The organism is Nonomuraea marmarensis (assembly GCF_043197025.1).
GTDB classification, from domain to species: Bacteria; Actinomycetota; Actinomycetes; order Streptosporangiales; family Streptosporangiaceae; genus Nonomuraea; species Nonomuraea marmarensis.
In genome coordinates this window covers 15,537-37,591 of record NZ_JBICRM010000012.1, presented here as the reverse complement: position 1 = coordinate 37,591, position 22,055 = coordinate 15,537, and the positions used below count along the sequence as shown (strand labels likewise).

25 protein-coding genes are annotated in these 22,055 nt (G+C 72.4%); 8 read left to right on the top strand and 17 right to left on the bottom strand.

What is annotated here, in order from left to right:
- Positions 1 to 32 precede the first annotated feature (32 nt).
- Positions 33 to 608, top strand: a complete 576-nt coding sequence (locus ACFLIM_RS21140; RefSeq protein ID WP_393167914.1) for a TetR/AcrR family transcriptional regulator — start codon at positions 33 to 35, stop codon at positions 606 to 608.
- 62 nt (positions 609 to 670) lie between these two features.
- Here the strand turns inward: ACFLIM_RS21140 and ACFLIM_RS21135 are convergent, their stop codons facing one another.
- Together ACFLIM_RS21135 and ACFLIM_RS21130 are read right to left on the bottom strand one after the other, a co-directional pair.
- A complete protein-coding gene (locus ACFLIM_RS21135; RefSeq protein WP_393167912.1) occupies positions 671 to 1,411 on the bottom strand; it encodes a DUF3152 domain-containing protein in 741 nt (246 codons plus the stop codon).
- A 107-nt stretch (positions 1,412 to 1,518) separates the two neighbouring features.
- Positions 1,519 to 2,790, bottom strand: a complete 1,272-nt coding sequence (locus ACFLIM_RS21130; protein ID WP_393167910.1) for an NAD(P)/FAD-dependent oxidoreductase — start codon at positions 2,788 to 2,790, stop codon at positions 1,519 to 1,521.
- A 128-nt stretch (positions 2,791 to 2,918) separates the two neighbouring features.
- Between ACFLIM_RS21130 and ACFLIM_RS21125 the strand changes: the two genes are divergently transcribed.
- Entirely contained in the window at positions 2,919 to 3,821 is a 903-nt protein-coding gene (locus ACFLIM_RS21125) for a hypothetical protein (RefSeq protein ID WP_393167909.1), read from the top strand.
- A gap of 9 nt (positions 3,822 to 3,830) precedes the next feature.
- Here the strand turns inward: ACFLIM_RS21125 and ACFLIM_RS21120 are convergent, their stop codons facing one another.
- Positions 3,831 to 4,259 carry a type II toxin-antitoxin system PemK/MazF family toxin gene (locus tag ACFLIM_RS21120; RefSeq protein ID WP_393167907.1) on the bottom strand — a complete coding sequence of 143 codons (429 nt, stop codon included), beginning with the start codon at positions 4,257 to 4,259 and terminating at the stop codon, positions 3,831 to 3,833.
- A 49-nt stretch (positions 4,260 to 4,308) separates the two neighbouring features.
- Positions 4,309 to 4,611 (bottom strand): epoxide hydrolase N-terminal domain-containing protein, encoded by a 303-nt coding sequence (locus tag ACFLIM_RS21115; protein ID WP_393167906.1) that lies wholly within the window; start codon positions 4,609 to 4,611, stop codon positions 4,309 to 4,311.
- Positions 4,612 to 4,700: 89 nt separating this feature from the next.
- Here ACFLIM_RS21115 and ACFLIM_RS21110 point away from each other — a divergent pair, with 89 nt between their 5' ends.
- Positions 4,701 to 5,474 carry an acyl-CoA thioesterase domain-containing protein gene (locus ACFLIM_RS21110; RefSeq protein ID WP_393167904.1) on the top strand — a complete coding sequence of 258 codons (774 nt, stop codon included), beginning with the start codon at positions 4,701 to 4,703 and terminating at the stop codon, positions 5,472 to 5,474.
- Between the two features lie 143 nt (positions 5,475 to 5,617).
- Here the strand turns inward: ACFLIM_RS21110 and gndA are convergent, their stop codons facing one another.
- Positions 5,618 to 7,042: an NADP-dependent phosphogluconate dehydrogenase gene (gene gndA / locus ACFLIM_RS21105; RefSeq protein WP_393167902.1), complete on the bottom strand. Its 1,425-nt coding sequence runs from the start codon at positions 7,040 to 7,042 to the stop codon at positions 5,618 to 5,620.
- Positions 7,043 to 7,311: 269 nt separating this feature from the next.
- Between gndA and ACFLIM_RS21100 the strand changes: the two genes are divergently transcribed.
- The 3 genes from ACFLIM_RS21100 (at position 7,312) to ACFLIM_RS21090 (ending at position 11,604) form a co-directional block, all read left to right on the top strand.
- Positions 7,312 to 7,953, top strand: coding sequence for an NAD(P)H-binding protein (locus tag ACFLIM_RS21100; protein WP_393167900.1), 642 nt, complete (start codon positions 7,312 to 7,314; stop codon positions 7,951 to 7,953).
- 4 nt (positions 7,954 to 7,957) lie between these two features.
- Complete coding sequence (locus ACFLIM_RS21095; protein ID WP_393167899.1) at positions 7,958 to 8,992, top strand: aldo/keto reductase; 1,035 nt, start codon at positions 7,958 to 7,960, stop codon at positions 8,990 to 8,992.
- A 113-nt stretch (positions 8,993 to 9,105) separates the two neighbouring features.
- Positions 9,106 to 11,604: an ATP-dependent Clp protease ATP-binding subunit gene (locus ACFLIM_RS21090; RefSeq protein WP_393167897.1), complete on the top strand. Its 2,499-nt coding sequence runs from the start codon at positions 9,106 to 9,108 to the stop codon at positions 11,602 to 11,604.
- A gap of 15 nt (positions 11,605 to 11,619) precedes the next feature.
- Here the strand turns inward: ACFLIM_RS21090 and ptsP are convergent, their stop codons facing one another.
- The 8 genes from ptsP to ACFLIM_RS21050 are packed head-to-tail and all read right to left on the bottom strand — an operon-like array spanning position 11,620 to position 18,149.
- Positions 11,620 to 13,230: a phosphoenolpyruvate--protein phosphotransferase gene (gene ptsP, locus ACFLIM_RS21085; RefSeq protein ID WP_393167895.1), complete on the bottom strand. Its 1,611-nt coding sequence runs from the start codon at positions 13,228 to 13,230 to the stop codon at positions 11,620 to 11,622.
- Positions 13,223 to 13,504, bottom strand: a complete 282-nt coding sequence (locus ACFLIM_RS21080; protein ID WP_393167893.1) for an HPr family phosphocarrier protein — start codon at positions 13,502 to 13,504, stop codon at positions 13,223 to 13,225. The genes ptsP and ACFLIM_RS21080 overlap by 8 nt, the downstream gene beginning before the upstream one ends.
- A 10-nt stretch (positions 13,505 to 13,514) precedes the next feature.
- Positions 13,515 to 14,519, bottom strand: coding sequence for a zinc-dependent dehydrogenase (locus ACFLIM_RS21075; protein WP_393167891.1), 1,005 nt, complete (start codon positions 14,517 to 14,519; stop codon positions 13,515 to 13,517).
- The gene (locus ACFLIM_RS21070; RefSeq protein WP_393167889.1) at positions 14,516 to 14,941 is read right to left on the bottom strand and encodes a PTS sugar transporter subunit IIA; all 426 of its coding nucleotides are present in this window, start codon (positions 14,939 to 14,941) and stop codon (positions 14,516 to 14,518) included. The genes ACFLIM_RS21075 and ACFLIM_RS21070 overlap by 4 nt, the downstream gene beginning before the upstream one ends.
- Positions 14,934 to 15,242 (bottom strand): PTS lactose transporter subunit IIB, encoded by a 309-nt coding sequence (locus ACFLIM_RS21065; protein ID WP_393167888.1) that lies wholly within the window; start codon positions 15,240 to 15,242, stop codon positions 14,934 to 14,936. The genes ACFLIM_RS21070 and ACFLIM_RS21065 overlap by 8 nt, the downstream gene beginning before the upstream one ends.
- A 3-nt stretch (positions 15,243 to 15,245) precedes the next feature.
- Positions 15,246 to 16,355, bottom strand: a complete 1,110-nt coding sequence (mtlA, locus tag ACFLIM_RS21060) for a mannitol-specific PTS transporter subunit IIC (RefSeq protein WP_393167886.1) — start codon at positions 16,353 to 16,355, stop codon at positions 15,246 to 15,248.
- A gap of 49 nt (positions 16,356 to 16,404) precedes the next feature.
- Positions 16,405 to 17,391, bottom strand: a complete 987-nt coding sequence (gene pfkB / locus ACFLIM_RS21055; protein WP_393167885.1) for a 1-phosphofructokinase — start codon at positions 17,389 to 17,391, stop codon at positions 16,405 to 16,407.
- A complete protein-coding gene (locus ACFLIM_RS21050) occupies positions 17,388 to 18,149 on the bottom strand; it encodes a DeoR/GlpR family DNA-binding transcription regulator (protein WP_393167883.1) in 762 nt (253 codons plus the stop codon). Before ACFLIM_RS21050 ends, pfkB begins: the two co-directional genes overlap by 4 nt.
- A 108-nt stretch (positions 18,150 to 18,257) precedes the next feature.
- Here ACFLIM_RS21050 and ACFLIM_RS21045 point away from each other — a divergent pair, with 108 nt between their 5' ends.
- Positions 18,258 to 19,127, top strand: coding sequence for a hypothetical protein (locus ACFLIM_RS21045; RefSeq protein WP_393167881.1), 870 nt, complete (start codon positions 18,258 to 18,260; stop codon positions 19,125 to 19,127).
- A gap of 5 nt (positions 19,128 to 19,132) precedes the next feature.
- On the opposite strand, the gene ACFLIM_RS21040 is transcribed toward ACFLIM_RS21045, so the two are convergent.
- The 3 genes from ACFLIM_RS21040 to def form a co-directional block, all read right to left on the bottom strand.
- Complete coding sequence (locus ACFLIM_RS21040; protein ID WP_393167880.1) at positions 19,133 to 19,483, bottom strand: MmcQ/YjbR family DNA-binding protein; 351 nt, start codon at positions 19,481 to 19,483, stop codon at positions 19,133 to 19,135.
- 9 nt (positions 19,484 to 19,492) lie between these two features.
- Entirely contained in the window at positions 19,493 to 19,909 is a 417-nt protein-coding gene (locus ACFLIM_RS21035; protein ID WP_393167878.1) for a CBS domain-containing protein, read from the bottom strand.
- A 115-nt stretch (positions 19,910 to 20,024) separates the two neighbouring features.
- On the bottom strand, positions 20,025 to 20,564 hold the full coding sequence (def, locus tag ACFLIM_RS21030) for a peptide deformylase (RefSeq protein ID WP_393167877.1): 540 nt from the start codon (positions 20,562 to 20,564) through the stop codon (positions 20,025 to 20,027).
- A gap of 147 nt (positions 20,565 to 20,711) precedes the next feature.
- On the opposite strand from def, the gene ACFLIM_RS21025 reads away from it, so the two are divergent.
- Positions 20,712 to 21,506: a class I SAM-dependent methyltransferase gene (locus tag ACFLIM_RS21025; protein WP_393167876.1), complete on the top strand. Its 795-nt coding sequence runs from the start codon at positions 20,712 to 20,714 to the stop codon at positions 21,504 to 21,506.
- Positions 21,507 to 21,527: 21 nt separating this feature from the next.
- On the opposite strand, the gene ACFLIM_RS21020 is transcribed toward ACFLIM_RS21025, so the two are convergent.
- A complete protein-coding gene (locus ACFLIM_RS21020) occupies positions 21,528 to 22,043 on the bottom strand; it encodes a hypothetical protein (RefSeq protein WP_393167874.1) in 516 nt (171 codons plus the stop codon).
- Positions 22,044 to 22,055: the final 12 nt, after the last annotated feature.

The window sequence follows — 22,055 nt, the reverse complement described above, 5'->3', positions numbered from 1 at the left end:
GGCAAACGAGGACGTTGCCGTACCCTGTTGGGGTGAGCGAGACGACGCGGGTGTTGCGGTCCGACGCTGAGCGGACCGTGCGGACGATCCTGGAGGCGGCCGAGCGGGTTCTCAGCAGGAACCCCTCGGCCAGCATGGAGCAGATCGCCGAGGCGGCGGGGGTGGCGCGCACGACCGTGCACCGGCGCTTCGCCTCGCGGGAGGCGCTGGTGGACGCGATGGCGGCGTGGGCGACCCGGCAGTTCGCCGCCGCCGTGGAGGCCGCCCATCCCGAGACGACGCCGCCGATGGTCGCGCTCTACCAGGTCACGGCGAACGTGTTGCGGGTGAAGCTCGACTGGGGATTCGCGATGAGCCGGGCTGTGTCGGCCGACCCCGAGGTGGCCAGGGTGCACGCGGACGTCGCGGAGCGCTGCGCCCGGTTGTTCCACAGGGCGCGGGAGGTGGGGGTGCTGCGGGCCGACGTCGACCCCGACTGGGCCAGGCGGGTCTACTACGCGCTGGTCCACGAGGCGGCCGAGAGCCGCGACGGCGACGCCGACGCCCTGGCCACGCGCCTGGTGGACACGCTGCTCCGGGGCGTCGGCACGGGCAAGGGCCTCGATTAGGCCGGGTCAGCCGATCACCGGAAACCCCGGTTTCGACCAGACGTTCGGGGTGAGGCAGTCGATCATCCGGGTCCCCTTTCGGCTCTGGCCTCCGATCGTCGGTCTCGCCGCTCTTCGCGCGGTTTGCGGGCCGGGAAGGGCCAGGGATTGGGGCGGCAGCGGCCCAGCGACTTCGACTGCTGCGTCATGACGGGGGCCAGGCGGCCGGGGCCGGGGCAGGGGCGGTGGCTGTGTCCCAGGCTGTGGCCGACCTCGTGGCTGATCACGTAGTTCCGGTACGCGGCCAGGTCGCCGCCGTACTGGGGGACGCCTTTCGCCCAGCGCAGGGCGTTGATGACGGAACGGGTGCCGTTCCAGCAGGACAACGTGCCCCCGGTGCGCAGCGGGCGGCACTGGCGGATGGTGAGGCGAGGGCTGGACAGGGCGACGCGCACGCGTACCGGGCCGTGGTCGACGCGCTGGAAGCGGGCCCAGCCGCGGACGTCGTTGAGGGTGCGATGCACGGCGGCCGCGAACTCGCCGGGGTCGAACGGCAGGCCGCGCTCCACCTCCACCAGGTAGCGCACCACCGATCCCCGGCCCGGCCTGGCGGGGGCGCCGCCGGGCACGACGGCGTACCTGCCCGAGGCCGCGAACGGCACCCGCACGTCACGCTGCCGGGGCGCGATGGAAGGCAGGGGCGTCCTGGACGGGGAGGGCGTGGGCGGCGGGGACGGCCTGGGCGGCGAGGGTGCGGGCGGCCGGGTGCCGCATCCGGCGGCCGCCAGCAGCAGGGCCAGCACCAGCAGTGCGAGCAGCGGCAATGCGGCCTCCCCACGAGATCACGGTGGGGAGGAAACCGATCATACGTTGCTGCTTGTCGCGCTTGTCGGGCAGGGTGCGGAAAGGTGGGGAATGATCATGATGGGGCTCAGGTGGTGGGCGGCGCGTAGGGCGTGATGTCGATCGGGGGCTCCTCGCCGAGGGCGAGCGCGGCGGCGATCTGGCCGGTGAAGGGGCCCGCGGTCAGCCCGTACGCGCTCAGGCCCGTCGCCACCACCACGCGGGGGGTGAGCGGGCCGATGAGGGCGGGGCCGGGGGCGTACACCGGGCGCAGGCCGACCCTGGTCTCCGCCACCGTCGCGGCGAACAGCCCCGGCGCCACCCGCAGCCCCGCCTCGATCACCTCGGCGAGCCCGCCCATCGTGACCCGGGGCGCGAACCCGACGTCCTCCACGGTCGCGCCGACCACGACGCGGGAGTGGGGGAAGCCCAGCAGGTACGGGCCCTTCCTGGGCAGCACGATCGGCCACCACGCGGTGTCGACGCCCTCGAGGGTGGCGTGCAGGATCTGGCCCCGCCTGGGGAACACCGGCAGCTCCACGCCCAGCGGCCGGCACACCTCGCCCGCCCAGGCCCCGGCGGCGACGATCACCATGTCCGCGTCGAGAGGCACGCCCTGGCCGGCGAAGCGGCGGCCACCCGTGGTCGAGGGTGGTGGGGTGGACGGGGGCGTGAGCGGGGCGGCCTGACGCCAGGACGCGGTCTCGCCGCCTTCCCGCCCGGACCCGGCTTGTACGGCCGGCGCGGCGTCCTGCCGCCCGGATGCCGGCGCACCCTGGACGGGGGCCGCCTGCTGGACGGGGTCCTCGTCCAGCACGGCGTGCACGTGCACCTGGCCGTCGGGGGTGAGCGTCGCGGCGCCCCGGCGTACCTGCGCGCCCTGGTTGACGGCGGCGCGGAGCAGGGCGTCGCGCACCCAGGAGCCGTCCACGCGGGCCGCGCCGGGGACGAGGATCGCGCTCAGGGTGTCGGACAGCGGCGGGAACAGCTCGGCCGGGGTGTCGATGTCGGTGATGTCGCCCATTTCGGGCGCGGAGGGGTGGCGGCGGCGGAGCAGGGCGCGTACCGGCCCCAGGTCGGCCGGGTCCTCGGCCACCAGCAGGGCGCCCACCTTGGCGTACCCGATGTCCTCGCCCAGCGCCTCCACCAGGCCCGGGTAGTGGCGGGCGCCCTCGCGGGTCAGCCGGTACCAGTCGTCGTCCTCCGGATGGTCCACCCACGGGCACACGATGCCCGCGCCCGCCTGCGTCGCCTGGCCAGGAAAACCGCCGTCCACCACGGTCACCGACACGCCGCGGCCGCTCAGGTGGTAGGCCGCGCCGGCGCCGACGATGCCGCTTCCGATCACCACAACACGCATGAACCCAATGATCGCAGCCGGGTGACCTCGGCCTGCGGCGGGGCCGCGCCCCTTGCCAAGCGGATACCCGTGCACGGCCTTCTCCGGGCAACGGCGACGCGGAACGCGGACAGGTCTAAGGTCGGCGCATGGACGTCGCCGTCACCAGGATCGACCTACCGCTCCCGGTCCGGGCCGCCGCGTCCGACGGGACCACCGTGTGGTGCGCCACGTCCGGCGGCGTGCGGGCTTACACGACGTCCGGCACGCCACTGGACCATGACACCGCGCCTCGTCAGCCGGACGCGGCCTGGCAGGAGGACTTACGGTCGCTGGCGGCGGTGCCCGGGACGGTGGCCGGTGCGGCGGGCGTGCCCGGCACGTTGGCCGAGACCGTGATGGTGCCCAGGACGTTCGCGGGGATGCCGGCCGTGAACTCGTTACCCACCGGAACCCTGGCGGGCACGGCCGGCGGCCGGGTGTACTGGCTCGATCCCGGCGGCGCGCCGCTCGCCAGCGTGCTCTTCGACGGCCGGGTCGTCGCGGGTGGCGGGGAGATCTGGGCCGTCGCCGCCGACCGGGCGTACCGGCTGCTCGCGCCCGGCCGCCTGGGTGAGCCGGTGGAGTTACCGGGCCTCGACCTGTGCGCGGTGGAGGGGGAACGGTTGTGGTGGACGTCCACACGGGACACCCTGCTGCGCGGCGGGCCGAGGGAGGTGGACCTCGGGCGGGGACGGCGTGGCGGCATGACCGTGTGCGCGGGCTCCCTGTGGGTCAGCGTGGCGGGCGGGCTGCTGCGGGTCTCCGCCTGGTCGGGCGAGCCGAGGCGGTTCGTGAGCGCGCCGGAGGGGCCGGTGCCGTTCCTCGTGTGCGCGAACGGGGTGCTGGCGGGGGCCCGCCGTGACCTGTTCGCGCACGCCCCGGCCGCCGGGGCCGTGTCCCGCGTGATCCCGCTGGGCCTGGACGCGCCAGTCGGGCTGGTGATCGCGGCGGGCAAGCACGTCTGGGCCTTCCCCGCCGACCGCTCCCAAGCCCTGATCGTCGCGATGTGACGGAGCGTCTCAGCCGGCGCCCCAGCCGTAGGCCTTCATCAGCCGGGCCGCCACCCGGGCGAAGCGGTCGCCGTCGAGCACCGCGCCCTCGCGCCGGATGTCGTCCTCGTCCAGCACGAACACCCGGTCCAGCCGTACGTAGGACACCCGGCCGTCGCGACCCCACGGCCCCAGCTCCAGCCAGTCGGGCCCGTCGTCGCCCTTGCTGGACAACATCATGCCCAGGAGCCTGCGCCCGGTACGGCCCACGACCAGCAGGGGGCGGTCCTTGCCCCGGGCCGGGTCCTCCTCGTACGGCACCCAGGCCCAGACGATCTCACCGGGGTCGGCCAGGCCGTCGAGGTCGGGGGAGTACGCCAGGGTGGCGGGTCCCTTGAGGGAATGGATCTCGCGTACCGCACCCCGGGCGGGGCGGGAGTCCTCACCTAGATCACGCATTGTGGGAGCTTACGGGGGCAGGCCCGGGAAAATCCACCCGTCAGGCCGGTCAGAGCCCCGAGAAGAACGTCCTGACGTCGTCCGCCAGCAGCGAGGGGGCCTGGAGGGCGGCATAGTGCACCCGCTGGCCGTCGATCTCGGTCGTGTACTGCGGCAGCGCGTTCAGCCGGGCCTCGTGCGCGCGCCACGAGTAGCCGTCGAGCCAGTACGCGGCCAGCTCCCGCACCGCCTCCGGCGGCACGCCGTACGACCAGCCGACCCCGTCGAGCGCGTCGGGCCAGCGGGTACGCCCGAGCCGCTGCCGCAGGTCGTCGAGCCGGTCCTGTGATATGTCGATGACGAATGCGTCCATGCCTCGCGACACTAGGCGCCAATGCGGTCAGAATAAGGAACGCCTGCGCATTCTTGGGCGGCGCCTGCTCTCCTCTAGAATCTGATTCTGTGTCGTCAGCGTTCTTCACTCAGAAGCGGGACGAGCTCGTCCCCGCGCCGCACGCCCGCGGCCCCTGGTCCCCTGACATGCTCCACGGCCGCCTGCTCGGCGGGCTCGCCGCGCGGGCGATCGAGGAGCGGTACGCCCAGCCGGGGCTGCACTTCGCCCGGCTGACCGTCGACCTGTTCCGCAACAGCCCGATGTTGCCCGTCACGGTGGAGACCGCCCTGGTCAGGGACGGGCGCAGGATCCGGGTCGCCGACGCGACGATCTCCACCGACCAGGGTGTGATCGGGCGGGCCAGCGCCGTCCTGCTCCGGCAGGGTGCGCAACCTGGCGGGGATCAGACGGTCGTCACGCCCGCCTGGGACGCGCCGCCGCCCTCCGGGCCGCCGGTGGAGGGGCGCGACTGGACGCCGCCGTTCGACCTGTGGCGGCTGACCGGCTGGGGCGAGCCGGGGCCGGGTCGGGTGTGGCTGCGGGAGACGTATCCGCTGGTGGACGAGGAGCCGGTGACGCCGTTCGTACGCGCTGCGCTGGCCGCCGACTTCGCCAGCCCGCTGAGCAACGCGGGGCCGGACGGGCTGCGCTTCATCAACGCCGACTACACGCTGACCCTGGGCCGGCTCCCGGAGGGTGACCTCATCGGCGTCGAGGCCACCGGCCACCTCAGCGCGGGGGGTGTGGCGACGGGCCAGGTCACCCTGCACGACACGGCCGGCCCCATCGGCTTCTGCCTGGTAACGGCAGTGGCCAACGCCGCCGCCATCGGCGGCCGCTAACCCCGTCACCGCGCACTGGACGCTGCACCACACGTGGTGCGCACGGCACGTCGGGCGCGCGCCGCGTTGGTGTGCGGACGGCTCGGCGCGGTCGCGGGAGGCGGCCGCTTGCGCGAGCCGCTCCACGCGTCGAAAGCGGCGGGCTACGCCGGGCGTTCCGTGCGGTCGCCGGACCAGTCCGTGTGGAAGGCGCCCTCCTTGTCCACCCGCTGGTACGTGTGCGCCCCGAAGAAGTCCCGCAACCCCTGCACCAGCGCCGCCGGCAGCCGGTCGCGGCGCAGCCCGTCGTAGTACGCCAGCGCCGACGAGAACCCAGGCGTGGGCACGCCGATCTGGACCGCCGTGGTCACCACCCGCCGCCACGCCTCCTGGGCCGTGTCCAGGGCGGCCGCGAACGCCGGGTCCGCCAGCAGCGTGGGCAATCCGGGGTTCGCGTCATAGGCGGCCCGGATCCGGTCCAGGAACTTGGCCCGGATGATGCATCCCCCACGCCAGATCGTGGCCATCGCCCCCAGGTCCACGTCCCAGCCGTACTCCTTCGAGGCGGCGGCCATCTGGTCGAAGCCCTGGGCGTAGGCGACGATCTTGGAGGCGTAGAGAGCCTGCCGCACGTCCTCCACCAGCTCGCGCCCCCCGACCCCGGTCAGATGAGGGCCCTGGAGCGAGGTGGTGGCGGCGCGCTGCTCCGGGTGGCCCGAGAGCGCACGCGCGAAGGTGGCCTCCGCGATGCCCGTCACCGGGACGCCCAGGTCGAGCGCGCTCTGCACGGTCCAGCGGCCGGTGCCCTTCTGCTCGGCCTGGTCCACCACGACGTCCACGAACGGCTTGCCCGTCTCCGCGTCCACCTGATCGAGCACCTCGGCGGTGATCTCGATCAGGTACGAGTCCAGGTCCCCCCGGTTCCACTCGCGGAAGACCTCGGCCAGTTCGGCCGGAGTGGCGCCCAGGGCCTGGCGCAGCAGGTCGTACGACTCCGCGATGAGCTGCATGTCCGAATATTCGATGCCGTTGTGCACCATTTTCACGAAATGTCCGGCACCGTCGGGCCCGACGTGCACCGAACACGGCACCCCGTCCACCTTGGCCGAGATGTCCTGCAGGATCGGCCCGAGCGCCTCCCACGACTCCTTCGACCCGCCCGGCATGATGCTCGGGCCGAGCAGCGCGCCCTCCTCGCCGCCGGAGATGCCGGTGCCCACGAAGTGGATGCCCCGCTCGCGCAGCGCGGCCTCGCGCCGCCTGGTGTCCTCGAAGTGCGCGTTGCCGCCGTCGACGATCATGTCGCCCGGCTCCATCAGGTCGGCGAGTTCGTTGATCACGGCGTCGGTGCCCGCGCCCGCCTTGACCATGATGATCGCGCGCCGCGGCCGCTTCAGCGAGGCGACGAAGGCGGCCATCTCCTCCGACGGCACGAACGTGCCCTCCCCGCCGAACTCCTTGACCAACTGCTGCGTACGGCCGTACGACCGGTTGTGCACGGCCACCGCGTATCCGTGCCTGGCCAGGTTGCGGGCCAGGTTGCGCCCCATGGTGGCCAGGCCGGTGACGCCGATGTCTGCCAAGTCCATCTCAGCTCCTCTGTGGGGAATACGCAGGATCCAGCCAGGTAGTTCGGCGGGATATTCCTGGATTGATCGCTCTATCGCGCGCCGAGCTCGCCGGGCCCGCCGGGACGGTCGGCAGGATCGGTGTAGCGCCTGAAGGCACGTTCGACCTCGTCCCTGCCGTACCCACCGGACGGCGGTCCGATTCTCAGCGCACCGGGAACCGTCCGAGTCGAACGGGACGCCGGGGCCCGGGGGAAGTCGGTCACAGGTCCATGACACCATGAAGGACTATGCGGATCATCATCGCGGGTGGCCACGGGAAGATCGCGCTGCGCCTGGCGGAGCGGCTCAAATCCGGTGCGGTCGGCGTGGTGCGCAATCCCGCCCATGTCGCCGACGTCGAGGCCACCGGGGCCGAGGCCGTGGTGTGCGACCTGGAGCAGGCGACCGTCGAGGAAGTCACCGAGATCCTGCGCGGGGCCGACGCCGTGGTCTTCGCGGCGGGGGCCGGGCCGGGCAGCGGCGCGGCCCGTAAGGACACCGTGGACAGGGGCGCGTCCGTGCTGCTCGCCGAGGCGGCCGAACGGGCCGGGGCCGGCAGGTTCATCCAGGTCTCCTCCATGGGCGCGGGCAAGCCGCCCAGACCCGGCGGTGACGACGTCTGGGCCGCCTACATCGCCGCCAAGACCGCCGCCGAGGACGACCTGCGCGCCCGCGACCTCGCCTGGACGATCCTGCGGCCTGGCCGGCTGACCGACGAGCCGGGCACGGGCCTGGTGCGGCTGGCGCCCGAGGTCCCGCCGGGCTCGGTCCCGCGCGAGGATGTGGCCGCCGTCATCGTGGCCCTGCTCGAAGCCCCGGGTACGGCCCGCCGGACCCTGGAACTCGTCTCTGGTGACACGCCCATCATCAGCCTCGTTGGGAGAGAGTGAAGACGTGACGGAATATCGCACACTTGGACGTACCGGTCTCAAAGTCAGCCCGCTGTGCCTCGGCGCGATGATGTTCGGCTGGTGGGGTGAGTCCGACCCCGGGGAATCGTCCCGGATCATCGACCGGGCGCTCGACTCGGGCATCAACTTCATCGACACCGCCGACGTCTACTCCCAGGGCCAGTCGGACGAGTTCGTCGGCCAGGCGCTGGCCAAGTCCGGCAAACGTGACGACGTGGTGCTGGCCACCAAGTGCCACGGGGTCATGGGCGAGGGCCCCAACCAGCGGGGCAACTCCCGCCGCTGGATCTTCCAGGCCGTCGAGAACAGCCTGCGCCGCCTCGGCACCGACTGGATCGACCTCTACCAGATCCACCGGCCGGACCCCGGCACCGACATCGACGAGACCCTCGGCGCACTCACCGACCTCGTCCGGCAGGGCAAGGTCCGCTACATCGGCAGCTCCACCTTCCCGGCGCACCGCATGGTCGAGGCCCAGTGGGCGTCGGAGCGGCGCTCGCTGGAGCGGTTCGTGTGCGAGCAGCCGCCGTACTCGCCGCTCGTGCGCGGCATCGAGGCCGATGTGCTGCCCGTGGCCGAGAAGTACGGCATGGGCGTCATCGTCTGGAGCCCGCTCGCCGGCGGCTGGTTGTCCGGCCGCTACCGCAAGGACCAGGCGCAACCGCAGACCCGCAGGGCCGAGCGGCTGCCGCAGCGCTACGACATGACGCTGGAGGTCAACCAGCGCAAGCTGGACGCGGTGGAGCAGCTCGCGCTGCTGGCGGAGGAGGCCGGGATCACGCTGGTCGAGCTGGCGCTGGCGTTCACGATCAGGCATCGGGCGGTGACCTCGGCCATCATCGGGCCGCGCACCATGGAGCACCTGGACAGCCAGCTCGCCGCCACCGAGGTGCGCCTGACGGACGACGTGCTCGACCGGATCGACGAGATCGTCCCGCCCGGCGTCACGCTCAACCGGGCCGACGCGGGCTGGGAGCCGCCAGAGCTGTCCGAGCCGGCCCTTCGACGTCGGCGGTGAGGGGGCGAGGAAGTCCCCGGCGATAGCACGCGACCAGCGATGCTTTGCCGAATGCTGGCTATGACGTGCGGCATGTGCGGCTAGATGTCCCCCTGAGTGTGAGGGGGCGTTCGATGTCGGATATGCCGTACAGGTCGTTCTTTGGCGGGGACCCGTTCAGAGGGTTCGAGGAGCTCACGGGCCGGGTGTTCGGCGGCATGGAGGGCTGGCCGCCGACCCGGCCCAGCGTGCAGCGGGTGGACGTGGGCAAGCTGCTGAGCGCCTCGGCCAGGGAGGTGCTGAGCCGGGCGCTGGAGGCGGCGGGGGAGCGCGGCGCCGCGGACCTGGACGTGCTCGACCTCCTCGACGCGCTGATCGACGACGACACCGCCCAGGCCCTGCTGCGTACGGCGGGCGTGGACACGGGCCGGTTGCGGGACCGCATCGACGCGCTCGCGGGCCCCGGGGAGCCGGCCGAGCCGCCCACCACGCTCTCGCCCGCGGCCAAACGGGCCATCCTGGACGCCCAGCGGATCTCCCGCGCGCTGCAGTCGTCGTACATCGGGCCCGAGCACCTGCTGCTCGCGCTCGCCGCCAACCCCGACTCCAGCACCGCCCGCCTGCTGCAGGAGCAGGGCGTCTCGGCCAACGAGCTGCAGCAGGCCCTCCTGTCCGGGGCCGCCAGGCCGGGCGAGGGCCGCAGGTCCACCGGCACGCCGTCGCTCGACGAGTACGGCCGCGACCTCACTGAAGAGGCCAGGCAGGGCAAGATCGACCCGGTCGTCGGCCGCGAGGACGAGATCGAGCAGGCCATCGAGGTGCTGTCGCGGCGCACCAAGAACAACCCGTGCCTCATCGGCGAGCCCGGCGTCGGCAAGACCGCGATCGTCGAGGGCATCGCCCAGCGCATCGTGAACGGCAGCGTCCCCGACACGCTCAAGGACCGCCGCGTCGTCGGCCTCGACCTGACCGGGATGGTGGCCGGGACGAAGTATCGAGGCGAGTTCGAGGAACGCGTCAAGAAGGTCATCGACGAGGTGCGCTCGCACGCCGACGAGATCATCGTGTTCATCGACGAGGTGCACAACCTGGTCGGCGCGGGCGCCGCCGAGGGCGGCATGGACGCCGCGAACATCCTCAAGCCCGCCCTGGCCCGCGGCGAGCTGCACGTCGTCGCCGCCACTACGATCGACGAATACCGCAAGAACATCGAGAAGGACGCCGCGCTCGAACGCCGCTTCCAGCCGATCCTGGTCTCCGAGCCGACCGTGGAGCAGACGGTCGAGATCCTGGCCGGGCTGCGGGACACGTACGAGGCTCACCACCAGGTCCGCATCACCGACGAGGCCCTCGACGCGGCCGCGAACCTGTCGGCCCGCTACATCGCCGACCGTTTCCTGCCCGACAAGGCCATCGACCTCATGGACCAGGCCTCCGCCAGGGTGCGGCTGCGCTCGCGCACGCCCGGCAGCGACGTGCGCGAGCTGGAGGAGCGGCTGGACGCGCTGCACCGCGAGAAGGACCAGGCCGTCTCCGCCGACGACTTCGACCGCGCCAAGGACCTGACCATGCAGATCGACAAGCTCAGGCCCGAACTGGAGCGTGCCCGGCACGGCGCGGACACCGTGCCCCAGGTCATGGTGGAGGACATCGCCGAGGTCGTCTCCCGCCGCACCGGCATCCCGGTCACCCAGCTCACCGCGCAGGAGCGCGACCGTCTCATGCGTCTCGAAGAGCACCTGCACCAGCGCGTGATCGGCCAGGACGAGGCGGTGACCGCCATCGCCGAGGCCGTACGCAGAGCCAGGGCGGGCCTGTCCGACCCGAACCGCCCGATCGGCAGCTTCCTGTTCCTCGGCCCGACGGGTGTCGGCAAGACGGAGCTGGCCAGGGCCCTGGCGGCGGCGCTGTTCGGGGGCGAGGACCACATGGTGCGCATCGACATGAGCGAGTTCCAGGAGCGGCACACGGTCTCGCGCCTCATCGGCGCCCCGCCCGGATATGTCGGGTACGAGGAGGCGGGCCAGCTCACCGAGGCCGTACGCCGCCGCCCGCACGGCGTGATCCTCCTGGACGAGGTCGAGAAGGCCCACCCCGACGTCATGAACATCCTGCTGCAGATGCTCGACGACGGCCGCCTGACCGACGGCCAGGGCCGCACGGTGGACTTCACCAACACGATCGTCATCATGACCAGCAACATCGGCGCCCAGCTCATCCTGGAGTCCTCGGGGGACACCGCCGAGCTGCAGGACCAGCTCATGGACCTGCTGCGGCACTCGCTGCGGCCCGAGCTGCTCAACCGCATCGACGAGACGATCATCTTCAAGCGGCTCGAACGCGAGCAGCTGCGCCGGATCGTGGACCTGCTGCTGGAACGCACCCGGCAGCGGCTGCGCGGCCAGGACGTCACGATGGACGTCACGGACGCGGCCAAGGACTGGCTGGCGGAACGCGGCTACCAGCCCGAGTTCGGGGCCCGCCCGCTGCGCCGCACCGTGCAGCGGGAGCTGGACAACCGGCTGTCCACGATGTTGCTGACCGGCGAGATCATCGAGGGCGGCCGGGTCACGGTGGACGTCGAAGACGACCGGCTCCGGCTCAAGGCGCACAACCCGGAGCCGGTCGGCTGAGTCCCCGGGAGGCGGTCAGGACAGGGCGGCCCGGGCTCGTTCGCGGCACTCGGCCAGGGTGAGGCCGGCCAGGGCCTCGCGGACGGCGGGCACGCTCACCGGGGCCATGGACAGGCTCGTCACGCCGAGCCCCACCAGCAGCGGCGCCAGCAGCGGATCGCCCGCCGACTCGCCGCACACCCCGACCGGCTTGCCCGCCTCCCGCCCGGCCTCGGCGCAGATCGCGATCAGCTCCAGCAGCGCGGGCTGGCGCGGATCGAGCAGGTCGGCCAGGGCGGAGTGCTGGCGGTCGGCGGCGAAGGTGTACTGGGCCAGGTCGTTCGTGCCGATGCTGAGGAAGTCCACCTCCTGCAGCAGCCGCCCCGCCCGCAGCGCCGCGGCCGGGACCTCGACCATCGCCCCGACCTTGGCGATGCCCTTCGCCCTCGCCCGGCGGGCGAAGCCGGTCGCCTCCGCCATGGTGGTGACCATGGGGGCCATCACCCACGCGTGCGTGCCCGTCGCGCGGGCCGCCGCGGCGATCGCGTCCAGCTGGGTGTCCAGGACGTCCGGCAGCAGCCGGTCCACCCGCAGCCCCCGTACGCCCAGGGCCGGGTTCTGCTCCTCCGGCAGGCCCAGGAACGGCAGCGGCTTGTCGGTGCCCGCGTCGAGCGTGCGCACGATCACCGACTCCGCCTGCCCGAACACCTCCGCGTACGCGGCCACTTGCTCGTCGAACGACGGCGCCTGCTTGCGGTCGAGGAACAGGAACTCCGTCCTGAACAGCCCGACCCCCTCGGCGCCCGGCCGCAGGTCCTTGGCCGAGCCGATGTTGAGCAGCAGCTTCACCGGATGGCCGTCGGCGGTCCTGCCGGGGCCGCTGCTCGCCGCCAGCCTGGCCCGCTCCGCGCGGTCGCGCTCCCTGACCGCGGCCGCCTCCTCCTCGGTGAGGCCGATCGCGATCTCGCCGGTGGCGCCGTCCACGCCGACGACCGTGCCGTCGGGCAGCTCCATGACGCCCTCGCAGGCCACCACCGCGGGCAGGCCCCGGCCCCTGGCCAGGATCGCCGTGTGGCTCGTGGGTCCGCCTCGCTCGGTCACCAGCGCCAGCACATCGGGGCCCAGGCCGGCGGTGTCGGCGGGGGAGAGGTCCGCGGCCACCAGCACGTACGGGTGGCCGGGGGCGGGGAGTCCGGGCATGGGCAGGTCGAGCGCGTACGCCACGGCCCGGTGCTTGAGGTCGTCCAGGTCGGCGGCCCGCTCCGCGAGGTAGCCGCCGAGCGCGGCGAGCGCCTCCCGGTGTTGCGCGAAGGCCGCGTCCAGGGCGTGCGCGACGTCGAGGCCGTCGCGGGCCCGGCGCTCGGCGTCCTCCAGCAGCATGGGATCGTCGGCGATCATGGCGAGCGCTTCGAGGATCTCGGCGGCCTCGCCCCGCGCCGCGGCGGCCCGCCGGTTGAGGTCGGCGGTCACCGCCTCCAGCGCCTTGGCGACGGCGGCCGACTCGGCGTCGGGGTCCGCGACCGGGCGCGGCGCGGGCAGCGTCGGCGGGGCGGCCATCCGGACCACCGGCCCCGCCGCCCGCCCCTGGCTGACCCCGAGACCGGTCAGCCGCCCGGCGGCACCCGTCCAGGGGCCGCTGTCAGGCATCGAGGGCCTCTTCCGCGTCCAGGTCGCGCGAGAGCAGCGCCACCAGCGTGTCCAGCGCCTCCTCCGCCCCCGGCCCGTCCGCCTCCAGAGTCACCTCCGTGCCGTGCACGGCCCCCAGCGACAGCACCCCCAGCATGCTCTTGGCCGGGACCGACTTCTCGCCCAGCCGCACCGTGACCGGCACCCCCAGCCGGACCGCCGCCTGCACGAACAGCTTGGCCGGCCGCGCGTGCAGGCCGCTGGCAGAGGCCACGACCACCGTTCGATGTGCCATTGCGAACCTCCTAGGGCTCAATTGTGACCTTGATGGCCGCGCCCCGGCTGACCAGGTCGATCCCGTCGAGCACCTGGGGCAGCGGCAGCCGGTGGGTGATCAGGTCGGACACCGTGACGGCCCCCTCGGAGACCAGCCGCAGCGCCTCGGCGTTGTGCGCGGGGCTGGAGCCGTTCGCGCCGATGATGGTCAGCTCGCGGTAGTGCACCAGGTTCGAGTCCAGCGCGATGATCGGGTCGTCCTTGGGCAGGCCGCCGAAGAAGCTGATCCGGCCCTGCCGGGCCGCCATCCGCACCGCCTGTTCCTGGGCCGCCCCCGACGCCGCCGCCGTGATCACGACGTCGGCGCCCCTGCCGCCGGTCAGCTTGAGCACCTGCTCGACAGGGTCGGAGTCGATCGCCGCGTCAGGGTGCACCAGCTCGGCCGCCATCGCCAGTCGTTGCGCGTTGACGTCCACGAGGAAGACCCGGGCGGCGCCGCGCGCCCGCGCCAGGCGTACGTGCAGGCAGCCGATCGGGCCCGCGCCCATCACCACCACGTCGTCGCCCGCGCCGACGCGCGCCAGCGACTGGCCGTTGAGCACGCACGCGAGCGGCTCGGCCACCGACGCCTCCGCGAAGCCGACGCCGGCGGGGATGGCGTTGACGCCGTTCACGGCCAGCACCTTCGCCGGGATGATCATGTACTCGGCGAAGCCGCCGTCGTAGTGATAGCCCATCGACTCCTGGTTCGGGCAGACGGTCTGGCGGCCCCGCAGGCACTCCTGGCACGTCCCGCACGGGATCGCGGCGATCACCTGGACCCGTGCGCCCGTGTCCACGACCTGGCCGGCGATCTCGTGGCCCATCACCCGCGGCGGCCTGATGTGGTGGTGGCCGAACTTCAGGATCTTGGCGTCCGTGCCGCACGTCGAGCAGTTGCGTACCCGGATCTTCAGCTCGCCGGGCCCGGCGACGGGCTCGGGCGCGTCCTCGATCCTGATGTCGCCCGGAGCGTGGAATCTGGCGACCTTCATGTGAGCTCCTTCAGCACCTGCGAGACCTCCGTGGCCTCGCGCAACGTTCTGGCGCGGTCGGGGTCGAGCAGGATCTCGGCCAGCGCCGCCAGCAGCGGCACGTGCCCGTCGTCCTTGGCCGCGATGCCGACGCAGAGCGTGACCAGCTCGCCGTCCCAGTCCACGCCGCCGGGGAAGCGCACCACGCAGATCGCGTCGCGCTTGACGTCCTCTTTGGAGGCGTTCGTCCCGTGCGGGATGGCCACGCCCTCGCCGACGTAGGTGGAGATCGTGCGCTCGCGTTCGAGCATCGCGTCGATGTACGACTCCGCGACCGCCCCCACCTCGACCAGCGCCCGCCCGCACCGGCGGATGGCCGTGTCGCGGTCGGGGGCGCTCTCGTGCAGCAGCACCGCCCGCGGGTCGAGCAGGTCGTCACGCATCGACCGTGCCGCCGTTCTTGATCGTGTTCACCAGCCTGGTCACCGCCGGGTCCCCGAGGAAGATCTGGAACGACACCAGCACCTTCCCCGGCGCGGCGGCCTTGGCCCTGGCGGCGAGCCCGGCGTGGCACAGGACCACGTCGGCGTCGTCGGGGATGTTGTTGACCGGGGTGTGCTCGACGCTGACGCCGGTCTCCTTGAGCTGCTTGCGGAGCTGGGAGGCGAGCATCACGCTGCTGCCCATCCCGGCGTCGCAGGCGACGATGATCTTGTGGATGTCCTTGCTGTCGATGCTGGCCATGGTTCACGCTTCCTTGGTGGCGGGTTCGGTGACGGCGGCTTCCTGTGCGTCGGCGGGCTCTTCCTTCTCGCCCCTGCCGAAGCCGAGCAGGATTGCGGCGACGGCGAATGACACGCCCGCGGCCACCAGGATGCCCAGGCTGGAGCCGAGCCAGCCGCCCCTCGGGGTGACCGCGAGGTAGGCGAAGATGCTGCCCGGCGACGGGGTGGCGACCAGGCCCGCCCCGGTGACCATGAACGTGAACACCCCGGCCGCGCCGCCCGCGATGACCGCCAGGATGAGGCGCGGCTTCATGAGCACGTACGGGAAGTAGATCTCGTGGATCCCGCCGAAGAAGTGGATGATCATCGCGGCGGGCGTGCTGGGCCGCAGCGAGCGCGGCCCGAACAGCAGGTACGCCAGCAGCAGCCCGAGCCCGGGACCCGGGTTCGACTCCAGCATGAACAGGATCGACTTGCCGTGCTGGGCGGCCTCGGCGACGCCGAGCGGGCTCAGCACGCCGTGGTTGATGGCGTTGTTCAGGAACAGCACCTTGGCCGGCTCGATCAGCACGGAGGCCACGGGGAGCAGGTTGTTGGTGATCAGCCAGCCCACCGCGTTGCCGGCGGCGGTGGTGACCGTCTGCACGATCGGGCCGATGCCCAGGAACCCGACCACGGCCATCGCGCCGCCCACGATGCCGGCGGAGAAGTTGTCCACCAGCATCTCGAACCCGGCCTTGGTCCGCTGCTCAGTGAACTTGTCCACATATTTCAGGATCAAGGCGGTGAGGGGACCGATGATCATGGCGCCGAGGAACATCGGAGCGTCCGTGCCCACCACGACGCCCATCACCGCCACCGCGCCGACGACCGCGCCGCGCTGCCCGTGCACCATCCGGCCGCCGGTGTAGGCGATGAGGATCGGCAGCAGGGTCGAGATGATCGGGCCGACCATCTTCGCGAGCGTCTCGTTGGGCAGCCAGCCGGTCGGGATGAACAGGGCGGTGATCAGGCCCCAGGCGATGAACGCGCCGATGTTCGGCATGATCATGCCGGCCAGATGGCCGCCGATGCGCTGGATGGTGGCCTTGACGCCGGTTCCGGTGACCGGGGGTGTGTAACTGTCGGCCATGGACTTGCTCCTTCGGGGGGATGAGCAGTTGATCAGCCGCCTCGCGGGACTACGGGAGCGGGGTGGGGGCGGATGGGGTCGGGACGATGGGAGAGGTGAGGGGGCGGGCCGGGTCCGGTGGATGGACGGTGACGCCGTCTAAGCCGATGTCGCCGGGGCCGGGCATCCGGCTGCCGGGCAGGCGTACGGCCGCGGCGCCCCAGGCCAGCGCCCGTTTCAGTGCCTCCGGGCCGTGGCCGCCGGCGGCCAGGAAGCCGGCCAGCATGGCGTCCCCGGCGCCGACGGAGCTGCGCGGCTCGGTCACGGTGGCCTCGCCGTACCAGATACCGTGCTCCTCGACGAGGACGGCGCCGTCGGCGCCCAGGCTGGCCAGCACGGTCCGCGCGCCCGCGGCCCGCAGCTTGCCCGCGGCCTCCACCACGTCGCCGAGGCGGCGGATGGGCATGCCGGTGGCGGCGGAGAGCTCTTCGAGGTTCGGCTTGACCAGGGCGGGGGCGGCGCCGAGCGCGCAGGCGAGCGCGGGGCCGCTGGTGTCGACCGCCACGTGGATGCCCGCCCCCGCGAACCTGCGGCAGAGCCTGGCGTAGACGTCGGCGGGGACCTCGGGCGGCAGGCTGCCGGAGGCGACCACCCAGTCGGCCCCCTTGTCGTCGGAGTGCGCGGCGGCCAGCACGGCGTCGGCGATCGTGTCCAGCTCGGCCGCCGACAACGCCGTGCCGGGTTCGTTGATCTTGGTGACGGTGCCGTCGGGCTCGGCGAGGGTGACGTTCGACCTGGTCGTGCCCGCCACCGGGACGGTGATCATGTCGAGCCCCTCCGCGGCGAGCAGGCGGACGAGCTGCCTGCCCTCGTTCCCGCCGAACGGCACCACCGCCCTGCTGGCCACGGCGTTGGCGAGCAGGGCGCGCGAGACGTTCACGCCCTTGCCGCCGGGGTCGAGGTGGGCGACGGCGGCGCGGATGACCGCGCCCCGGTCCAGCGCGGCGATCTCGATGGTGCGGTCGAGGCTCGGGTTCAGGGTCAGGGTGAGGATCACGCCCTGATCACCTCCGGCCCGGCCGCCGCCACGTCGGCGGCCAGCGTCAGGTCCAGCCCGGTGTCGGTGATGACCACGTCGATCTCGCCCAGGTCGGCGAACCTGGCCAGGTACGTGTTCGAGAACTTCGTGTGGTCGGCCAGCAGCACGCTGCGCTGCGCGGCCTTGACCATGGCCCGCTTGATCGCCGCCTCGGCCGGGTCGGGCGTGGTCAGGCCCCTGGTGAGCGAGCAGCCGTTGGTCGCCATGAACGCCACGTCCACATTGAGGTCGGCCAGCGGGCGCAGGGCCCAGTCGTCGACGGTGGCCAGGGTGTTGCCGCGCAACCGGCCGCCCAGCATGATCACATGCAGGTTGGCCCGCGCGGCCAGCACGGTGGCCAGCGGCGGCGAGTTCACCACGACGGTGAGCTCCCGGTCGGTGGGCAGCACCTGGACCAGGCGGCCCGTGGTGGTGCCCGCGTCGATGATCACGGACCCGTCCTCGGGCAGCTCGGCGAGCGCGGCCTTGGCGATGCGCTCCTTCTCGGCCGTCATCACCTCGTCGCGGGTGTCCAGCGCGGGCTCGAACCCGAGGCGCTCCACGGGGATCGCGCCCCCGTGCACCCGGCGCAGCACGCCCGCCCGCTCCAGCGACGTGAGGTCGCGGCGGATCGTCTCGGTGGTGACGTCGAGCTCGGCGGCCAGCGTCACCACGTCGACGCGGCCCGCGGCGCGCGCCCTGCGCAGGATCTCCTGCTGCCGCTCCTCGGCGTACATGATGTTGATTCACCGCCGTTTCGAGTTGGTTTCCTCTGTGTTTATACCCGCTTACGTTGGACCGTCAAGGGTGTTGTGCCGGAATCTGGTAGTTATAGGCGGGTGCTAATGAAGCCTCTGGCCCCCCTGCTCGTCACCGGGCCCCTCGTCGTCGCCGCGCTCGCGGCGCCGAGCGCCGCCGCCCACGCCGCCGCGTCCAAGCCTCCGCGTGTCCCCGCGGGGACCACGGCGGCGTGGGTGGTGTTCGACCGGCAGGCCGGCAAGTTCGTGGCCACGAGGAACGCGCACCGGAAGTACCGCTCGGCGTCCGTCGTCAAGATCCTCATCGCGATCGACTACCTGGAGCGGCGCAAGAGCGTGCCCGCGGCCGACGCCAAGCTGCTGCGGATCATGTTGCGGTCCAGCGACGACGACGCCGCCTCGACCTTCTGGGACCGCGGCGGCAAGGGGCAGATCATCGTCAGGACGGCCCGCAAGCTCGGCCTGTCCGACACCACGCCGCCGCCCGCCGCCAAGCCGGGCTTCTGGGGTTACACCTCGCTCAGCGCGTACGACGTCGTACGCACCTACCGCTACCTGCTCGACCGGGCCGACGCCAAGGTCAGGGACACGATCCTGGGGCACCTGCGGCGGTCCACGCCGTGCGGGACCGACGGCTTCGACCAGACCTTCGGCATCCCCGACGGGGTGCCCAGGCCGTGGGCGGTCAAGCAGGGATGGTCGGGGTTCGGCACGACGCCGCCGGTCAGGTGTGACGCGAAGGCCGCCGCCGCGGCCATCTCGCTGGTCGCGCAGCGCGCCGCCGGCTCGGGCGTGCCCGACTACGGCCGTCCGGTGCTGCACACGACCGGCCTGGCCGGCAAGGGCGACCGGTTCGTCATGGCGGTGCTGACGGCGCACCCGGCGGGCAGCACGTGGAGCGGCTCGGTCAAGCGCATCACCACCCTGACCAGGGACCTCTACCGCAGCGTGTCCTAAGGCCGTCAGCGCTCGGCGGCGAGCTGCTGCTCCAGGCGTACCTTCTTCGGCACGCACATGCGCCACGCCTCCAGCACCAGCTCCCGCATCTCCTCGGCCTCGATGGCGGCCAGGCGCACGACCACCCAGTTGAAGCGCAGGTCGGACTCCCTCGGCATGAGGAACTTGGCCGGCTCGGCCGCCACCAGCGCCTCGCGTTCCTCCTTGGGGAACCCGAAGCCCATCAGCGTCTCGTCGTGCGAGAACGCCACGTAGACGATCTTGCCTACGCGGAACTTGACCCGATCCCTGATCAGGTGCTCCGAGGTGCGCGGGAGCGTGCGCGCGAACCGCCGTACATCGTCGACTGTGACCACACGGGCACGTTACCGGTTGCCTTCCGCGGCCGAAATGTCGGCGAGGGCAGAGTTCGGGTCGCGTTCGAGGGCCAGGTCGCCGAGGCTGACGATGCCGACGGCGCGGCCGTCCTCGACCACCGGCAGGCGGCGTACGGCGTGCGAGCGCATGAGCCGGACCGCCTGGTCGATGCTCGTGTCCGGACCGATGGCCTCGACGTACGGGCTGCACGCCTCGCGCACCGGCGTCTGGCAGCACTTGTCTTCCGCGACCACCCGGATGGCGATGTCACGGTCGGTGATAATGCCCTGCATGCGCCCGTTGTCGTTGACGATCACGGCGCCGGCGTCGTTGTCGCGCATCAGCGACGCGGCGACGGACACCGGCTGGTCGGCCTCGACCGTCGCCGGGTGCGAGGTCATCAGGTCTGCCACGGTCTTCGCCATGGGATCCTCCTGTCGCTCGGTGCCGACCCCCTACCCGAGCGGACGGGCGACTCACGGGTCCTCCGCAGGTCCGGCCAGACACCGGCACGAGCCTTTGCGGTGGGCCGCGCATCCGCTACAGCGGTGAGATGTCCGCGACAGCGGAACGAGCCTCCTCGTACGCGGCCAGCACCTGCTTGCGCCGCTTGGCCGGCAGGCGGTCGATGTAGAGGTAGCCGTCGAGGTGGTCGGTCTCGTGCTGGAGGCAGCGAGAGAGCAGCCCGGTGCCCTCGACGGTGACGGGCTCGCCGGCCGTGTCGAACCCGTGCACGGTGGCGTGGTCGGGGCGCGGGAGCGGCGCGTACTGGCCGGGGACCGACAGGCAGCCCTCGTCGCCGGGGTCGAGGTGGCGCTCGCCGAGCCCCGGGAGGTCCAGGGCCGGGTTGACGACGACGCCCCGGTGGCGCTCGCCGTCCGCGTCCGGGCAGTCGTAGACGAACACGCGCAGCGGCACGCCGATCTGGTTGGCGGCCAGGCCCACGCCCTCGGCCGCGTACATGCTGGCGAACATGTCGTCGACCAGCGCCGCCAGCTCCTCGTCGAACCGGGTGACCGGCTCGCACGGGTGCTGCAGCACCGGATCGCCCACGTACACGATCGGCCGGACCTCTCCCACGACCAACGCCCTTCCCGAAGTTGCGACCATTTCGCAACAAGTGTACGAGCGATGCGAGTGTTCATATCCCGAGACGTTTCTTCTTGAATCGTGAGATGAGCGCTAAGATGGTGCGACATCGGGACAGAAACGAAGGAGTCTGGCCACATGGATGCCGTCTACACGCATGGCCACCACGAGTCCGTGCTGCGCTCGCACCGCTGGCGTACCGCCGAGAACTCGGCCGCGTACCTGCTGCCCCACCTCAAGCCGCACATGAAGGTGCTGGACGTGGGCAGCGGCCCGGGCACGATCACCGCGGATCTCGCGGCCAGGGTCGGGCACCTGACGGCGTCCGAGGTGACCCCGGACGCCCTCGACCTGGCCAGGGCCGAAATCACCGCCAGAGGGCTGGCGAACGTGGATTTCGCGGTGGCCGACGTGCACGCGCTGGAGTTCGCCGGCCAGACGTTCTGCGTGGTGCACGCGCACCAGGTGCTGCAGCACGTCGGCGATCCGGTGCGGGCGTTGTCCGAGATGCGCAGGGTGACCAAGCCCGGCGGGATCGTCGCGGCGCGGGACAGCGACTACTCCGGGTTCACGTGGTATCCGCGGCTGCCGGTGCTGGACGAGTGGATGGCGCTGTACCAGAAGGTCGCGCGGGGCAACGGCGGCGAGCCGGACGCCGGGCGGCGGCTGCTGTCGTGGGCCCGTGCGGCGGGCTTCGAGGACGTCACCGCCACCTCCTCGACCTGGTGCTTCGCCACGCCCGAGGACCGGGCCTGGTGGGGCGGGATGTGGGCGGAGCGGGTTCTGCGCTCGGCCATGGCCGAACAGGCCCTGGCCACGGGCGCCGCCACGGAGGCCGGCCTGCGGCGGATCTCGGAGGGGTGGCTGGAGTGGGCGGCGGCCGGCGACGGCTGGTTGTCGGTCCTGCACGGCGAGATCCTCTGCCGCGTCTGACAGCGGACCCGCGGTGGTGCTTCAGAGCCCCAGGGTGCGGGCGCGTTGCCACTGCGGGTCGCGGTAGAGGACCATGTCCGTGCCGACCATCTCGTCGGGCGCCGACAACATGGTGATCTCGCCCGTGGCCTGCAACTGCAACAGCAGGTCGCGCACGCGGGGCCCGACAGGCATGCGCCCGGCGGCCAGCCCCAGCCCGGACCTGACCGTGTCGGCGATCTCCGACAGGTGGAACGGCCCGTCGAACCCCGCCACGATCCCGCGGATGACGGTCATCGTGATCAGGTGCTCGGCCTCGGCGTACGCGAGCTGCCAGGTGATCTGCTCCTTACGGCGCCCGGTCGCCACGCACGCCGAGCAGCCGCGCGCCAGCCCGGGCGCCAGCTCCTCCTCGGCCGAGCCGAGACAGGCCGAGCACAGGCCGTTCTCGGCGGCGTGCAGCTCGGCGGTCATCCGCCCGGCCAGCACGGCGCCGCAGTCGCAGGCGAACGCGTCACCCAGGATGCCGCTCTGCGGGGAGATCGCATGCTTGGTCACCGGGCCGACTCT

What these genes read in the sequence shown, in the direction of transcription:
- mtlA (WP_393167886.1), bottom strand. Translation starts at nt 16,355, where the DNA reads ATGGCCGACAGTTACACACCCCCGGTCACCGGAACCGGCGTCAAGGCC.
- ACFLIM_RS21090 (WP_393167897.1), top strand. Translation starts at nt 9,106, where the DNA reads ATGTCGGATATGCCGTACAGGTCGTTCTTTGGCGGGGACCCGTTCAGA.
- gndA (WP_393167902.1), bottom strand. Translation starts at nt 7,042, where the DNA reads ATGGACTTGGCAGACATCGGCGTCACCGGCCTGGCCACCATGGGGCGC.
- ACFLIM_RS21070 (WP_393167889.1), bottom strand. Translation starts at nt 14,941, where the DNA reads ATGCGTGACGACCTGCTCGACCCGCGGGCGGTGCTGCTGCACGAGAGC.
- ACFLIM_RS21130 (WP_393167910.1), bottom strand. Translation starts at nt 2,790, where the DNA reads ATGCGTGTTGTGGTGATCGGAAGCGGCATCGTCGGCGCCGGCGCGGCC.
- ACFLIM_RS21125 (WP_393167909.1), top strand. Translation starts at nt 2,919, where the DNA reads ATGGACGTCGCCGTCACCAGGATCGACCTACCGCTCCCGGTCCGGGCC.
- ACFLIM_RS21115 (WP_393167906.1), bottom strand. Translation starts at nt 4,611, where the DNA reads ATGGACGCATTCGTCATCGACATATCACAGGACCGGCTCGACGACCTG.
- ACFLIM_RS21050 (WP_393167883.1), bottom strand. Translation starts at nt 18,149, where the DNA reads ATGTACGCCGAGGAGCGGCAGCAGGAGATCCTGCGCAGGGCGCGCGCC.
- ACFLIM_RS21075 (WP_393167891.1), bottom strand. Translation starts at nt 14,519, where the DNA reads ATGAAGGTCGCCAGATTCCACGCTCCGGGCGACATCAGGATCGAGGAC.
- ACFLIM_RS21045 (WP_393167881.1), top strand. Translation starts at nt 18,258, where the DNA reads ATGAAGCCTCTGGCCCCCCTGCTCGTCACCGGGCCCCTCGTCGTCGCC.
- ACFLIM_RS21035 (WP_393167878.1), bottom strand. Translation starts at nt 19,909, where the DNA reads ATGGCGAAGACCGTGGCAGACCTGATGACCTCGCACCCGGCGACGGTC.
- ACFLIM_RS21100 (WP_393167900.1), top strand. Translation starts at nt 7,312, where the DNA reads ATGCGGATCATCATCGCGGGTGGCCACGGGAAGATCGCGCTGCGCCTG.
- ACFLIM_RS21025 (WP_393167876.1), top strand. Translation starts at nt 20,712, where the DNA reads ATGGATGCCGTCTACACGCATGGCCACCACGAGTCCGTGCTGCGCTCG.
- ACFLIM_RS21120 (WP_393167907.1), bottom strand. Translation starts at nt 4,259, where the DNA reads ATGCGTGATCTAGGTGAGGACTCCCGCCCCGCCCGGGGTGCGGTACGC.
- ptsP (WP_393167895.1), bottom strand. Translation starts at nt 13,230, where the DNA reads ATGCCTGACAGCGGCCCCTGGACGGGTGCCGCCGGGCGGCTGACCGGT.
- ACFLIM_RS21065 (WP_393167888.1), bottom strand. Translation starts at nt 15,242, where the DNA reads ATGGCCAGCATCGACAGCAAGGACATCCACAAGATCATCGTCGCCTGC.
- ACFLIM_RS21080 (WP_393167893.1), bottom strand. Translation starts at nt 13,504, where the DNA reads ATGGCACATCGAACGGTGGTCGTGGCCTCTGCCAGCGGCCTGCACGCG.